The sequence below is a fragment of the Streptomyces sp. CA-251387 genome, assembly GCF_050936625.1.
Taxonomy (GTDB): domain Bacteria; phylum Actinomycetota; class Actinomycetes; order Streptomycetales; family Streptomycetaceae; genus Streptomyces.
In genome coordinates this window covers 4,417,334-4,429,760 of the sequence record NZ_JBNJMJ010000001.1, presented here as the reverse complement: position 1 = coordinate 4,429,760, position 12,427 = coordinate 4,417,334, and the positions used below count along the sequence as shown (strand labels likewise).

Annotated in this window: 17 protein-coding genes; 14 read left to right on the top strand and 3 right to left on the bottom strand. The window is 69.9% G+C overall.

The genetic code is table 11. The features are described 5' to 3' along the window. Positions 1-15: 15 nt before the first annotated feature. A complete protein-coding gene (locus ACQEV2_RS19735) occupies positions 16-795 on the bottom strand; it encodes a winged helix-turn-helix transcriptional regulator (protein WP_433042927.1) in 780 nt (259 codons plus the stop codon). 170 nt (positions 796-965) lie between these two features. On the opposite strand from ACQEV2_RS19735, the gene ACQEV2_RS19730 reads away from it, so the two are divergent. From ACQEV2_RS19730 to ACQEV2_RS19695, 8 genes are all read left to right on the top strand, one after another. Beyond that, a complete protein-coding gene (locus ACQEV2_RS19730) occupies positions 966-1,889 on the top strand; it encodes an alpha/beta hydrolase (RefSeq protein WP_433042924.1) in 924 nt (307 codons plus the stop codon). 32 nt (positions 1,890-1,921) lie between these two features. Beyond that, a complete protein-coding gene (locus ACQEV2_RS19725) occupies positions 1,922-2,176 on the top strand; it encodes a MoaD/ThiS family protein (RefSeq protein ID WP_232033391.1) in 255 nt (84 codons plus the stop codon). Next, on the top strand, positions 2,173-3,555 hold the full coding sequence (locus tag ACQEV2_RS19720) for a hypothetical protein (protein ID WP_433042920.1): 1,383 nt from the start codon (positions 2,173-2,175) through the stop codon (positions 3,553-3,555). The genes ACQEV2_RS19725 and ACQEV2_RS19720 overlap by 4 nt, the downstream gene beginning before the upstream one ends. A 236-nt stretch (positions 3,556-3,791) precedes the next feature. Continuing rightward, positions 3,792-4,529 carry an LmeA family phospholipid-binding protein gene (locus tag ACQEV2_RS19715; RefSeq protein ID WP_433042917.1) on the top strand — a complete coding sequence of 246 codons (738 nt, stop codon included), beginning with the start codon at positions 3,792-3,794 and terminating at the stop codon, positions 4,527-4,529. Positions 4,530-4,748: 219 nt separating this feature from the next. Further along, positions 4,749-4,829 (top strand): Ms5788A family Cys-rich leader peptide, encoded by an 81-nt coding sequence (locus ACQEV2_RS19710; RefSeq protein WP_350751515.1) that lies wholly within the window; start codon positions 4,749-4,751, stop codon positions 4,827-4,829. 129 nt (positions 4,830-4,958) lie between these two features. Beyond that, positions 4,959-5,798, top strand: a complete 840-nt coding sequence (locus tag ACQEV2_RS19705) for a sulfurtransferase (RefSeq protein ID WP_433042914.1) — start codon at positions 4,959-4,961, stop codon at positions 5,796-5,798. A 69-nt stretch (positions 5,799-5,867) separates the two neighbouring features. After that, positions 5,868-6,158, top strand: a complete 291-nt coding sequence (locus ACQEV2_RS19700; RefSeq protein ID WP_004000115.1) for a DUF1416 domain-containing protein — start codon at positions 5,868-5,870, stop codon at positions 6,156-6,158. Positions 6,159-6,262: 104 nt separating this feature from the next. After that, positions 6,263-6,523, top strand: a complete 261-nt coding sequence (locus ACQEV2_RS19695; RefSeq protein ID WP_433042910.1) for a DUF3099 domain-containing protein — start codon at positions 6,263-6,265, stop codon at positions 6,521-6,523. Between the two features lie 56 nt (positions 6,524-6,579). Here the strand turns inward: ACQEV2_RS19695 and ACQEV2_RS19690 are convergent, their stop codons facing one another. Next, positions 6,580-6,942 (bottom strand): DsrE family protein, encoded by a 363-nt coding sequence (locus tag ACQEV2_RS19690; RefSeq protein ID WP_004000117.1) that lies wholly within the window; start codon positions 6,940-6,942, stop codon positions 6,580-6,582. Between the two features lie 284 nt (positions 6,943-7,226). Here ACQEV2_RS19690 and ACQEV2_RS19685 point away from each other — a divergent pair, with 284 nt between their 5' ends. From ACQEV2_RS19685 to ACQEV2_RS19660, 6 genes are all read left to right on the top strand, one after another. Beyond that, entirely contained in the window at positions 7,227-7,880 is a 654-nt protein-coding gene (locus tag ACQEV2_RS19685; protein WP_433042906.1) for a hypothetical protein, read from the top strand. After that, complete coding sequence (locus ACQEV2_RS19680) at positions 7,877-8,707, top strand: hypothetical protein (protein WP_433042903.1); 831 nt, start codon at positions 7,877-7,879, stop codon at positions 8,705-8,707. Before ACQEV2_RS19685 ends, ACQEV2_RS19680 begins: the two co-directional genes overlap by 4 nt. Next, on the top strand, positions 8,704-9,642 hold the full coding sequence (locus ACQEV2_RS19675) for a hypothetical protein (protein WP_433042900.1): 939 nt from the start codon (positions 8,704-8,706) through the stop codon (positions 9,640-9,642). The genes ACQEV2_RS19680 and ACQEV2_RS19675 overlap by 4 nt, the downstream gene beginning before the upstream one ends. Before the next feature lie 238 nt (positions 9,643-9,880). Next, positions 9,881-10,456 (top strand): FABP family protein, encoded by a 576-nt coding sequence (locus ACQEV2_RS19670; RefSeq protein ID WP_433042897.1) that lies wholly within the window; start codon positions 9,881-9,883, stop codon positions 10,454-10,456. 48 nt (positions 10,457-10,504) lie between these two features. Next, positions 10,505-10,942, top strand: coding sequence for a Fur family transcriptional regulator (locus ACQEV2_RS19665; RefSeq protein WP_433042894.1), 438 nt, complete (start codon positions 10,505-10,507; stop codon positions 10,940-10,942). Positions 10,943-10,951: 9 nt separating this feature from the next. After that, a complete protein-coding gene (locus tag ACQEV2_RS19660; protein WP_433042891.1) occupies positions 10,952-11,917 on the top strand; it encodes a YgfZ/GcvT domain-containing protein in 966 nt (321 codons plus the stop codon). On the opposite strand, the gene dtd is transcribed toward ACQEV2_RS19660, so the two are convergent. Next, positions 11,914-12,339 carry a D-aminoacyl-tRNA deacylase gene (gene dtd / locus ACQEV2_RS19655; RefSeq protein ID WP_433042888.1) on the bottom strand — a complete coding sequence of 142 codons (426 nt, stop codon included), beginning with the start codon at positions 12,337-12,339 and terminating at the stop codon, positions 11,914-11,916. The two genes, ACQEV2_RS19660 and dtd, sit on opposite strands and share 4 nt — an antisense overlap. Positions 12,340-12,427 lie beyond the last annotated feature (88 nt).

The window sequence follows — 12,427 nt, the reverse complement described above, 5'->3', positions numbered from 1 at the left end:
GCCGCGTGTGCCTTTCTATGCCTCGGCCCGGATCTCGACGCCGTCGAGGGCGGCCGTCTCGTCCGGATCTTCCGTTTTCGGCCGGTCGGCCTTGGCCTTGGCCTCCTCGGCGGCCCGGTCGATCTTCTCCGGGGTAACGAATCGATAACCGACGTTCCGGACGGTCCCGATGAGCGACTCGTGCTCGGGCCCGAGCTTGGCGCGCAGCCGTCGTACGTGGACGTCGACGGTGCGGGTGCCGCCGAAGTAGTCGTAGCCCCAGACCTCCTGGAGGAGCTGCGCGCGCGTGAAGACGCGGCCCGGGTGCTGGGCGAGGTACTTCAGGAGCTCGAACTCCTTGAAGGTCAGGTCGAGGACCCGGCCCTTGAGCTTGGCGCTGTACGTCGCCTCGTCGACCGACAGGTCGCCGTTGCGGATCTCCATGGGGGAGTCGTCGTTGACGATCTGCTGGCGGCCCATGGCGAGCCGCAGCCGCGCCTCGACCTCCGCGGGACCGGCCGTGTCGAGGAGTACGTCGTCGATGCCCCAGTCGGCGGTGACGGCGGCGAGGCCGCCCTCGGTGACGACGAGGACGAGCGGACAGCCGGGGCCGGTGGAGCGCAGCAGCTGGCAGAGGCTGCGGACCTGTGGAAGGTCACGCCGGCCGTCGATGAGGATGACGTCGGCGCCGGGGGTGTCGACGAGGGCGGGCCCCTCCGCCGGTGCCACCCGCACGTTGTGCAGCAGCAGGCCGAGAGCCGGGAGCACCTCCGTCGACGGCTGGAGGGCATTGGTCAGGAGCAGCAGAGAACTCATACGTCTGGTTCCTCCTCGGTCCCTGCGAGGACATGTGCGGTACGGAACTGCTCTGCGATCCCGAAGGCCCGTACACCTGCGGTTTCCCGCGTCGTATACAACGCTTCCGAAAGCACAAAAGGACCCGGGGGCTACGCTGCCCGAGTCCTCTGCCCAGCAGAATAGCCCACATGAGCAACGGTCCGGCAGGTCATGTGGCACGATCGACGGTTCGTCCGAACTCTGAGACATCCAGACGTACACCTTTGCGGACGTTTCTGCACACGGACGACGGCGTGACGATCGATTCCGTATACGACCCGGGTGCGGTCGTATACGACTCCTGCCGTCCATCTGCCGGTGACCTGGTGTTCGTCGTCGCCCACGGCTTCACGGGGGACGTGGACCGGCCACATGTGCGACGGGTGGCGCAGGCCTTCACGTGGCACGGCGCCGTCGTCACCTTCTCCTTCCGGGGGCACGGCGCGTCCGGCGGGCGGTCGACCGTCGGGGACCGCGAGGTGCTCGACCTGGCGGCCGCGGTGCGGTGGGCCCGCGAACTCGGGCACGCGCGCGTGGTGACCGTCGGGTTCTCCATGGGCGGCTCGGTGGTGCTGCGGCATGCGGCGCTGTACGGCGGGAACGGGGTGAGTGGCGGGGACGGGGGGAATGGCGCGAACGGCCTCGCGATCGGCGAAAAGGCCGGTGACGGGGGAGGGGCGCATACGGACGCGGTGGTGTCCGTGAGTGCGCCGGCGCGCTGGTACTACCGGGGCACGCCCCCCATGCGCCGTCTGCATTGGCTGGTGACCCGGCCCGAGGGGCGGCTGGTGGGCCGGTACGGATTCCGTACGCGGATCCACCACCGGGAGTGGAACCCGGTACCGATGTCCCCGGTGGAGGCGGTCCCCCACATCACGCCGACCCCGCTGCTCATCGTGCACGGCGACCGGGACGGCTACTTCCCCCTCGACCACCCCCGCATGCTGGCCCAGGCGGCCGGTGACCACGGCGAACTGTGGCTGGAGCCGGGCATGGGGCACGCCGAGCACGCGGCCACCGACGAGCTGCTGGACCGCATCGGGGGCTGGGCCGGCGCACAGGGCCTAACCTGACGGAGTACACAGCCGATCGATTGAGGGACCGGATGCCAAAGGTCACGGTGCGCTACTGGGCCGCCGCGAAGGCCGCGGCCGGGATCGCCGAGGAGCCGTTCGACGCCGCCACGCTCGCCGAGGCGCTCGACGCGGTGCGGGAGCGACACCCCGGGGAACTGACGCGCGTACTGCGGCGATGCTCGTTCCTCGTCGACGGTGACCCCGTGGGCACCCGCGGACATGAGACGGTACGGCTGGCCGACGGCGGCACGGTCGAGGTGCTCCCGCCGTTCGCAGGAGGGTGACGATGACCGACCAGCCGTATCAGGGGCATGGACAGGGGCAGGGGCAGGGCCCGGGACAGGGATACGAGGGGTACGACCCGTATCAGCAGCCCGCGTCGGCGCCCGCGCCGCAGGCGTGGCCCGGGCAGCAGCCGCACGATGATCCGCAGGCCGCTCAGCAGTACACGCAGCAGTGGCAGGGGCAGACCTGGGAGACGCAGGTACAGCCGCCGATGCCGTACCGGGCTGATTCGGCGTACCAGGGTGCTTCGGAGTACCGGGGCGGGGACGCGTCCGGGTATCAGGCCGGGGGGTGGGACGGCGTGCCGCAGGCACAGGCACGGCAGCAGGCCCAGGCACGGCAGCAGGCACAGGCCCAGGCTCACGGGCAGATGAGGGCGCAGTCCCACGCCCAGGCGCAGATGCGGCCGCAGGCGCATGGCCAGGTGCACGCCCAAGCGCAGGCGCACGCCCAGGCCCCCTCACAGGCCTCGGCGCCCTCACCAGCCCAAGCCCCCTCCCAGGCTCAGTTCCAGCCGCACGCGTCGTCGCAGAGCGGGACGCGGACTCAGGCCCCCGAGCCCGGCACGGACGCGCAGTCGGGCGACGGTCCCGGCTACGGCCCCGCGACCGTCTCCGGCAACGCCCGCATCACGGACGCCCAGCGGGCCCGGCTGGAGGGCCGTTCTCCGATCATCGAGCCGGGGATGCAGCCGGCCGCGCTCACGGCGCTGCTGGGGCTGCTGCTCTCGGCGACGGCGGCGGTCGGGACGTACGCCCTCCTGGTGCCCCTCGTCGTCCTTCAGGCGGTGACGGCGGCGGGCTGGTTCCGGCTGAACGGCATGTGGCCCGCCCGGCAGGGCATCGCGCTGGCCTTCGCGGGCGCGCTGACGGCGGACGTGGCGCTGCTGGCGGCCGACGGTGCGCCGGCGGCGATCCTCGGGACGCTGGGCGTGTGGGTGCTGCTGTCTCTGGTTCTGCAGCTCCGTTCGCACGCGGAGCCGGACGAGCGGATGTACGGCCTGATGGCGACGGTTGCCTCGGCGGCGCTGTCGATCGTCGCGGCCGGGTATCTCGCGGCGGACGCGGATGCGGTGACCGTGGGTGCGATGGCGGTCGCGATCGCCGTCCTGGCGCGGGCGCTGCCGTTGCCGACGCCTGCCTCTGTCGTGGTCGCGTTGCTCGCGGCGGCCGGGGCGGGGGTCGCCGGGGGCGCGATGACCGGCGTGGGGGCCGGTGGGGCGTTGCTCGGGGCGGGGGCCGGTGCGTGTGCGCTGATCGGCCACCGCGTCGCCAGTTACGACTACCCGTCGAGGTTCGTCCACTTCACGGCGGGCGTCGCTCTGCCGCTGTCGGCTGCGGCACCGGCGGTGTACGTGCTGGGGCGGGCGCTGCTCTGAGGCCGGGGGGTCTCGCCCCCGCCGCCCCTACCCGTCCCGCCGGACGGGCTGGCAGACCGCACCCCGCACCAGCCACCACGGCGCGAGGGAAGCCGCGCGCTGTCACAGATGATCGACAATCTGCCGGTCTTTCCCCACCGCAGGGTTACCCTCGCGCTGGACGGCCACCCGGTCGTCGTGACCGTCGTGACCGTGACGGTCGTCGTTGACCGCCCAGGTGGGGGGAACACCACAACATGCGCGCCCTGCGGATACTGCTGATCGTCGCCGTCATACTCGGCGGCCTCTTCGTGCTGGCCGACCGGCTCGCCGTCGGGTTCGCCGAGGACGAGGCGGCCGGCAAGCTCCAGGCCAACGAGAACCTCGCCGCCGCCCCGGACGTGTCGATCAAGGGCTTCCCCTTCCTGACCCAGGTCGCGAGCGGCACGCTGGACGACGTCGAGGTCGGCATCGAGGACTACGAGGCCACCACCGGCACCGACGGCAAGACGATCCGGATCGACGACCTCAAGGCGAACATGAAGGGCGTCGAGTTCTCCGGCGACTACAGCTCCGCCACCGCGGCCACCGCCACCGGCACCGCGTCCATCACCTACGCCGAGCTGCTGAAGACCGCCAAGTCCGAGCCCACTCAGGTCGCCCCCGGCGTCACCGCCAACGTCATCGGCCTCTCCGACGGCGGCAACGGCAAGATCAAGGTCGCCGTCGAGGCCACTGTCCTCGGCAACAAGCTGCCCGAGCCGGTCTTTGTCCTCAGCTCCGTCACCGCCCAGGGCGACACCGTGAAGGTGCACGCCGACACCCTGCCCAACTTCGGCGGCACCGACATCGCCGAGGCCCGCGCCCGCGCGATCACCGACTTCGAGCAGAAGATCGACGGCCTCCCCGGCGGCATCCAGCTCGACAAGGTCCAGGCGGCGAAGGACGGCGTCGAGATCACGGTGAAGGGTTCGAACGTCCGCCTCGCCGGGTAGTACGGGGTCCGGAATGACTCGTGCCGGCTCCGTACGGACCGCCGTGTCCGTCTGGCGAGACGGACCCGTCCGCACCGTAGATGTGACCGCTGCTGCACCGGCTCGCAAGCCGCGCCACTACGCCCTCCTGGGTGATTCCTTCCCACATCCCGGACGATCGCGTCTCGGTATGTGACACGCCGGTGACACGCCTGCCTGTCCGTCCCTACGATCGAGCCCATGAAGCGACAGGCGGATCTCACGAAGCGGCGGGCAGTAGACCTGTGCCGCGTTGCCGCCATGCTCTGTCGCCCCTTCTGAGCGGAAGCTCCGACTTCTGCGTTTCCCCCCGCCCTGACCAGGGCACAGGTGCGCCGTCTCGGCACGAGCGCGCGCACCCCACGCACTCGCACGCCCCGCCGCCGCAACTGCCCCGGAGGAGAGAAGAGCATGAGCCGCAGCGACGTCCTTGTTGACGCCGACTGGGTCCAGGAGAACCTGGACAACCCCAACATCGCGATCGTGGAGGTGGACGAAGACACGTCCGCCTACGAGAAGAACCACATCCGCAACGCGATCCGCATCGACTGGACCAAGGACCTGCAGGACCCGGTCCGCCGTGACTTCATCGACCAGGAGGGCTTCGAGAAGCTCCTGTCGGCGAAGGGCATCGCCAACGACACGCTGGTGATCCTCTACGGCGGCAACAACAACTGGTTCGCGTCCTACGCCTACTGGTACTTCAAGCTCTACGGCCACGAGAACGTCAAGCTTCTCGACGGTGGCCGCAAGAAGTGGGAGCTGGACGCCCGCGAGCTGGTCGAGGAGGTCCCGGAGCGGCCCACCACGAACTACAAGGCCAAGCCGCAGGACACCTCGATCCGTGCCTTCCGTGACGACGTCGTCGCCGCGATCGGCTCGCAGAACCTGGTCGACGTCCGTTCGCCCGACGAGTTCTCAGGCAAGCTGCTCGCCCCGGCCCACCTGCCGCAGGAGCAGTCGCAGCGCCCGGGTCACGTCCCGACCGCCCGCAACATCCCGTGGTCGAAGAACGCCAACGACGACGGCACCTTCAAGTCGGACGAGGAGCTCAAGGAGCTCTACGCCGAGGAGCAGGTGGACCTGGCCAAGGACACCATCGCCTACTGCCGTATCGGTGAGCGCTCCGCGCTGACCTGGTTCGTGCTGCACGAGCTGCTCGGTGTGGAGAACGTCAAGAACTACGACGGCTCCTGGACCGAGTACGGCTCCCTGGTCGGCGTTCCGATCGAGCTCGGCGCCAACAAGTAAGAACCCGCCCGGAATCAATCCGTAAACCGACCGGCCTTCCTTCCGGTCAGACCCCTTCTGGAGAAAGACATGTGTGGAGCGAAGGCCGGCGGCCCCGACGCCTCGACGATCAAGCCCGGTGAGACCACGATCCAGGGTCAGGTGACCCGCGACGGCGAGCCGGTGACGGGCTACGTCCGTCTGCTCGACTCGACCGGTGAGTTCACCGCGGAGGTCCCCACCTCCGCCACGGGCCAGTTCCGCTTCTACGCGGCCGAGGGCACCTGGACCGTACGCGCCCTGGTTCCCGGCGCCACCGCCGACCGCACGGTCGTCGTCGCCGAGAAGGGCGCCCTCGCCGAGGTCGCGATCGCGGTCTGAGCGAACTCAGCAGCCGAAGGGCCGCACCCCACGGGTTGGACACCCGGGGTGCGGCCCTTCGTCATGCCCAGTGCGCCACGGCAGTACGGACCTACCCTTTAGTTATGTACGCACGGCGACGTCACATCTACTTCGCCATGATGGGGACGTGCATCGCGCTCTTCGTCCTGGCCTGGGGTGTCGTGCGCCTCTGGTCGGTCCCGGTGGCCGTGGGAATGTGCGTCGTCGCCATGGTCATCCCGCCGCTCGCCGCGATGGTCGCCAACCGGCGGGGTCCGGAGGACCGCTGGTGGGACGACCCGTCCGGGGATCCTCAGTCCGACGAGTGGTGGGACGAACTGGACGGCAAGAAGCGCCCGCGCTAGCAAGCCGAGCCGCGTTGTCGCCGGACGGGCTGAACAGTCGTCTCTGAACAGTCGTCTCAGTAGACGAGCGCCTGCGTCTCGTCCCCCAGCGCCTCCTGCACGAACACCTGCGCCCCCGCGATCCGTACGCCCTCGATGACGTCCTTCTCCGTGATGTCCCGCCGGGCCGCGCACTGCGTGCACAGGGTCACGCGTCCGCCTGCCAGCAGCGAGTCGAGCAGGTCGGGCAGTGGGGCGGCGTGCGGGAGCTCGAACTCGGCGGCGCGGCCCGGCAGGGCGAACCAGGCGGACTCGCCCGTCAGCCACAGGGACACCTCGACCCCGCTCGCCACGGCCACCGCCGCCACCGTGAACGCCTGCGAGCAGCGTTCGGGGGCGTCCGCCCCGGCCGTCACCTTGATCACGAGCTTCTTCGCCATGTCCGAATCGTAATCAACTCCCTTGCGACTCCGTGCAACCCCGAGCCTTGGCCATGAGTCTCCTGTGCGCGCGTCATACGGAATGCGCGCTTCACTTTCCGTGGGGGGCCCTCTTGGAAGTACCCGAAGAAGTCGAAGTACCTGAAAGAGCCGCAGTACCTGAAAGAGCCGAAGTACCCGGCCGAGCCGAAGTACCCGACGAAGTCGCCGACGCGCAGCGCCCGCGCCCGCGCCGCCGTGGGCGTACCGCGCTGCTGATCGCCTCCGCCGCGGTGCTCGGTGTCGTGGCAGGCACCTGCACCGGCTACCTGATCCAGGCCGACCGCGAGCCGACGAAGCTGCCGCCGCTGTCCCAGTCCGTGATCGGCCGGGCCAAGGGAGAGCCCGAGCCGCTGTCGGCCGACCGGGACCGCCGGGTGAAGACGGACGGCGACCTGCGGAAACTGCTCGTGGAGCGGCCGAAGGGAGCGAAGGACGCCGACAGCGATCCGGGCACCGACGGCTGGATCGGTCTCGCCGCGTACGCGGACCTCTACCGCGGTCCGTCCGGCACCTTCAGCAGCCTCGCCAGTGACGAGTTCCGCCGGGCGGCCACGATCTCGTGGAAGGTCGGCGAGACGTACGTCGCCATGTCGACGCTGGTGCAGTTCCACCAGCAGGACAAGCTGGCGGCCGCCGACTGGGCCGAGAACGGCAGTTACTGGGCCGAGGAGAAGGACGACACCCGCAGCTGGCCCCTCCCGGGCACCGGAGAGGACAACGGGACGGTGTACGTCCACGACACCCCCGAGCGCAAGGCCGGCTACCTCCCGCTGTACTCGGCCGAGGCGCACGCCTGGCGCGGTGACATCTACATGGAGATCCGGATCTGGGACAGCAAGCCGATCCCCAAGGCCAAGATCATGAACCTGGCCCGGCAGCAGATGGAGAAGCTGTGACCGAGACCCCCGTGAGCACGGTGAGCACGGACTCCGCCGAGGCCGGCGAGGTCCCCGCCCCCGTCGACAACAAGCCGGTGCGGCGTGGTCGTATCGCCGCCGTCGCCGGATCCGCGTTGCTGGCCGCCGCGCTTGTCGCGGGTGTCGGCCACACCGTCGTGACCGTGCGGAACGCCGACCGCGACCCGGGCAAGCCGACCTGGGGGCAGCCGAAGGCCGCCAAGGAGGAAGAGGCCCAGGGCGGGCCGAAGGCGGGATCGCTGAGCGCGCTGTTCGTGCCGTTCAACACCACCGGCTACGAGCGCGGTCCCGACATCGGGGAGCACGGCGCCGACGTCGAGTTCGACGAGCAGCAGGCCGACGCCGTGCGCAAGGAGCCGTTGCAGGACCTGCCCCGCTCCACGCGCAAGGCCCTGGAGAAGGAGGTCGACAAGCAGCGCGTCAAGGGCATGGCGATGCGCAGTTACATGCTCGTCGACGGCTACCGGTACGACGAGCAGGCCCACTTCGCGGCCGAGGTCACGCTGACGCGGATGGCGAACCGCGACGCCGTACGCAAGATCTCGACGGCGTTCAACTCCTTCTTCGCGGCCACCGACGTCTTCCGTAAGGGGCCGAAGGTCAAGGGGCACAAGGAAGCGCGGTGCTTCCTGACACCCAAGGCCGACGAAAAGCAGGACCTGGACGGCCTGTTCTGCTCGGCATACGTCGGAGACGTGCTCGTCAGCGTCAGCGCGAGCGGCCCGAGCCCGCTGGACACCAAGAGCATGGCCACCTTCCTGGCCGCACAACTCGACCGCATCGACGACCCGGGGCAGGCCGTATGACCGAGCAGACCGAGACCCAGGCAGAGCCGCAGCCACCGGCGGTGCAGCCGGCTCCGGAGTCCGCCGTCGGGGATCCCGCCGTCGGGGATCCCGCCGCCGGGGATCCCGGTGCCCTGAATCCCGGCGCCCCGGATCTCCCCGCGTCGGACGCCCCTGCCCCACCACCTGCCCGGAAGGACCGCCGTGTCCTCCGCGCTGTCGGCCGCTGGGTCGCTGTAGTCACCGTCTTCGGCGTGTTCGGTGCCGGTTCGGCCTACGGGATCGCGCGGATGGAGCGGACGGACGTCCCCGGCCTCGCCACCGAGTCGGACGGGCGCTGGGTCTACCCGGAGCTCACCCGGCCGCCGCTGCCCGCCGGCCGCCCGGGACCGCTCGCGGCGGACAACCAGGCCGGTGCCCACTACGCGGACCTGCGCGGACTGCTGCTCCCGGCGCCCGAGGGGGCCACGGAGGACAAGGCGCTGCGCGGCGACGACGGCTGGCTCGCCACTAAGGACTTCCTGGCGGTGTACGAGCCGGGGAAGGACCGTACCGAGGCCGGCCAGACCCTGACCGACTACGGTCTGCGGCACGTCGCAGCCCGCGGCTGGACCACCCCGGACGGCACCCGCACCGGTGTCTACCTGCTCCAGTTCGACACCGGTGAGGTCGCCGACGAGATCTTCGAGGACTTCACCGAGTACGACGCCCCGGTGCACGCGCTGCGGGGCGCGGCCGAGGCGGAGTACGACAAGGGCTTCCCGGCCGCCGCCTCGCTGGAGGGCGTGCGCCGCTTCGCCTACGACGAGTCGAAGCCGTACGGCCCCGAGCAGCTCCGGCAGGCCTACGTCGTCTGCGGGGACGTGGTGGCCCTGGTCGTGCAGTCCCGCAAGGGCACCGCCGCGGCCGTCCCCTTCCAGCAGACGGTGATGTTGCAGAGCCAGCTCCTGGGCTGAGCCACCCGGGAATCCCCGGAGGGCACACCTCACACGGAGGACCGGGTCCCGGCCGCGTAAGCTGGGGCCCGGCCCTGTGCAGTACCCGCATACCCCGCTCAATCGAGGAGCACCCCGTGGAGATCTTCTTCGAAGTCCTGCTGGTCCTGGTCGCCGTCGGCGTTCTCGCCTTCGCCGGTCTGACCGTGAAGAAGCTGTACCAGGGCCAGCGCTGACCCGTCTCTAGGAACTGCCTCTCATGATCGAGATCCCGTCCGACCTCCACAAGGACCTCGTCCCCCTCGCCTTCCTGCTCGGCAACTGGGCGGGCGCGGGTGTGTACGACTTCCCCGGCTCCGAGAAGTGCAACTTCGGTCAGGAGGTCGCCTTCACGCACGACGGCCGGGACTTCCTGGAGTACCGGTCCCACACCTGGGTGCTGGACAACGACGGCAACAAGGTCAGGCCGCTGGAGTCCGAGCACGGTTTCTGGCGCGTCGACGCCGAGCGCAAGGTCGAGGTGACGATGACCCGCGACGACGGCGTCATCGAGATCTGGTACGGCGAGCTGGCCGACAAGAAGCCGCAGATCGACCTGGTCACCGACGCGGTGGCCCGCACGGCCGCCTCCCAGCCCTACACCGGCGGCAAGCGGCTGTACGGCTATGTCAAGAGCGACCTGATGTGGGTCGGCGAGAAGCAGACCCCCGAGGTCGAGCTGCGCCCCTACATGTCGGCGCACCTGAAGAAGGTCGTCACCCCGGAGGAGGTCGAGCGCTGGGCCAAGGCCCTGCCGGACGACCTGCCGGACGACGGGATCGCCTTCTTCAAGTAGGCAGCCGTTCGAGTAGCTCTGGATTCGAGTAGCTCTAGACTCGTCGGTGTGGTGAGCACCGACTGGAAGAGCGACCTCAGGCAGCGCGGCTACCGGCTGACGCCGCAGCGGCAACTCGTGCTCGAAGCCGTGGACACCCTTGAGCACGCGACCCCCGACGACATCCTCGTGGAAGTGAGGAAGACGGCGTCGGGGGTCAACATTTCCACCGTGTACCGGACCCTGGAGCTCCTGGAGGAGCTCGGGCTGGTCAGCCATGCCCATCTGGGGCACGGAGCGCCGACGTACCACCTGGCGGACCGGCACCACCACATCCACCTCGTGTGCCGGGACTGCTCGAACGTGATCGAGGCCGATGTCTCGGTGGCCGCCGAGTTCACGGCGAAGCTGCGCGCGACCTTCGGGTTCGACACGGACATGAAGCACTTCGCGATCTTCGGCCGGTGCAAGGACTGCGCACTGAAGAGTTCAACTACCGAGTCGTAGGCTAGTCATATGAAGAGCCCTCTGCTGTCCCTGCCCGGCGCCGTGCCCGCCGAGGGTGTGGACGAAGGCGTCGCCGCCCACTATGGCGATCTGTTCCGCGAGCAGCGCGCCCTCGCCGAGGGCACCGGATTCGTCGACCTCTCGCACCGCGGAGTCGTCACCGTCTCCGGTGACGACCGGCTGAGCTGGCTGCATCTGCTGCTCACCCAGCACGTCAGCGACCTGCCGACGGGCCAGGCCACCGAGGCGCTGATCCTCTCCGCGCACGGCCACATCGAGCACGCGCTGTATCTGGTGGACGACGGCGCGACGGTCTGGGCCCATGTCGAGCCCGGCACCCAGGACGCGCTGATCGCGTACCTGGAGTCGATGAAGTTCTTCTACCGGGTCGAAGTCGCGGACCGCACCGACGACTTCGCCGTGGTGCACCTGCCCGCCGGGTCCATCGCCGAGGCGCCCGAGGGCGCGGTCGTCCGCGAGACGGCGTACGGCCGCGACCTGTTCCTCCCAAGGGCGGACCTGGAGTCCTACGCCGACAAGGCGGGCCCGCCGGCCGGGATCCTGGCGTACGAATCCCTCCGCGTCGAGCACCACCGCCCGCGCCTCGGCTTCGAGACCGACCACCGCACGATCCCGCACGAGCTGGGCTGGATCGGCACCGCCGTGCACCTGCAGAAGGGCTGCTACCGCGGCCAGGAGACGGTGGCGCGGGTCCAGAACCTGGGCAAGCCCCCGCGCCGCCTGGTCTTTCTCCACCTCGACGGCAGCGAGGTCCATCTGCCCCCGCACGGCACGGAGCTCCGGCTGGCCGACGAGGGCCCCGACGGCCGCAAGATCGGCTTCATCACGACGTCCGTACGCCACCACGAGCTCGGCCCGGTCGCGCTGGCGCTGGTGAAGCGGAACGTGCCGGTGGACGCGCGGCTGGTGGCGGGGGAGACGGCGGCCGCCCAGGAAGTCGTCGTGGAGCCCTAGATCTCCAGCAGTACGGTGAACGGGCCGTCGTTCGTCAGCGAGACCCGCATCTTCGCGCCGAACCGGCCCGTCGCCACGGTCGCCCCCAGCGCCCGGAGCTGGGCGACGACCTCGTCGACCAGCGGCTCGGCGATGTCGCCGGGAGCGGCGGCGTTCCACGTGGGCCGGCGTCCCTTCCGTGCGTCGCCGTAGAGGGTGAACTGGCTGATCACGAGGAGCGGGGCGTCGATGTCGCTGCAGGACTTCTCGTCGTGCAGCATGCGGACCGACCAGAGTTTGCGGGCGAGTTGGGCCGCCTTCTCCTTGGTGTCCTCGTGTGTGACACCGACGAGTACGCACAGCCCCTCGCCGGTGATCTGCCCGACCGTCTCGCCGTCCACGACGACACTCGCGCCGTCCACTCTCTGCACCACAGCTCGCATGCCGCCATCATGCCGTGCGCGTGAAGATGCCAGGTAAGGGGCTTGTGCGAGACCTCTTTGGGGGCCTCTTTTTGGCTCCTTACCCCCC

What these genes read in the sequence shown, in the direction of transcription:
- ACQEV2_RS19735 (WP_433042927.1), bottom strand. Translation starts at nt 795, where the DNA reads ATGAGTTCTCTGCTGCTCCTGACCAATGCCCTCCAGCCGTCGACGGAG.
- ACQEV2_RS19730 (WP_433042924.1), top strand. Translation starts at nt 966, where the DNA reads ATGAGCAACGGTCCGGCAGGTCATGTGGCACGATCGACGGTTCGTCCG.
- ACQEV2_RS19725 (WP_232033391.1), top strand. Translation starts at nt 1,922, where the DNA reads ATGCCAAAGGTCACGGTGCGCTACTGGGCCGCCGCGAAGGCCGCGGCC.
- ACQEV2_RS19715 (WP_433042917.1), top strand. Translation starts at nt 3,792, where the DNA reads ATGCGCGCCCTGCGGATACTGCTGATCGTCGCCGTCATACTCGGCGGC.
- ACQEV2_RS19710 (WP_350751515.1), top strand. Translation starts at nt 4,749, where the DNA reads ATGAAGCGACAGGCGGATCTCACGAAGCGGCGGGCAGTAGACCTGTGC.
- ACQEV2_RS19705 (WP_433042914.1), top strand. Translation starts at nt 4,959, where the DNA reads ATGAGCCGCAGCGACGTCCTTGTTGACGCCGACTGGGTCCAGGAGAAC.
- ACQEV2_RS19700 (WP_004000115.1), top strand. Translation starts at nt 5,868, where the DNA reads ATGTGTGGAGCGAAGGCCGGCGGCCCCGACGCCTCGACGATCAAGCCC.
- ACQEV2_RS19695 (WP_433042910.1), top strand. Translation starts at nt 6,263, where the DNA reads ATGTACGCACGGCGACGTCACATCTACTTCGCCATGATGGGGACGTGC.
- ACQEV2_RS19690 (WP_004000117.1), bottom strand. Translation starts at nt 6,942, where the DNA reads ATGGCGAAGAAGCTCGTGATCAAGGTGACGGCCGGGGCGGACGCCCCC.
- ACQEV2_RS19675 (WP_433042900.1), top strand. Translation starts at nt 8,704, where the DNA reads ATGACCGAGCAGACCGAGACCCAGGCAGAGCCGCAGCCACCGGCGGTG.
- ACQEV2_RS19670 (WP_433042897.1), top strand. Translation starts at nt 9,881, where the DNA reads ATGATCGAGATCCCGTCCGACCTCCACAAGGACCTCGTCCCCCTCGCC.
- ACQEV2_RS19660 (WP_433042891.1), top strand. Translation starts at nt 10,952, where the DNA reads ATGAAGAGCCCTCTGCTGTCCCTGCCCGGCGCCGTGCCCGCCGAGGGT.
- dtd (WP_433042888.1), bottom strand. Translation starts at nt 12,339, where the DNA reads ATGCGAGCTGTGGTGCAGAGAGTGGACGGCGCGAGTGTCGTCGTGGAC.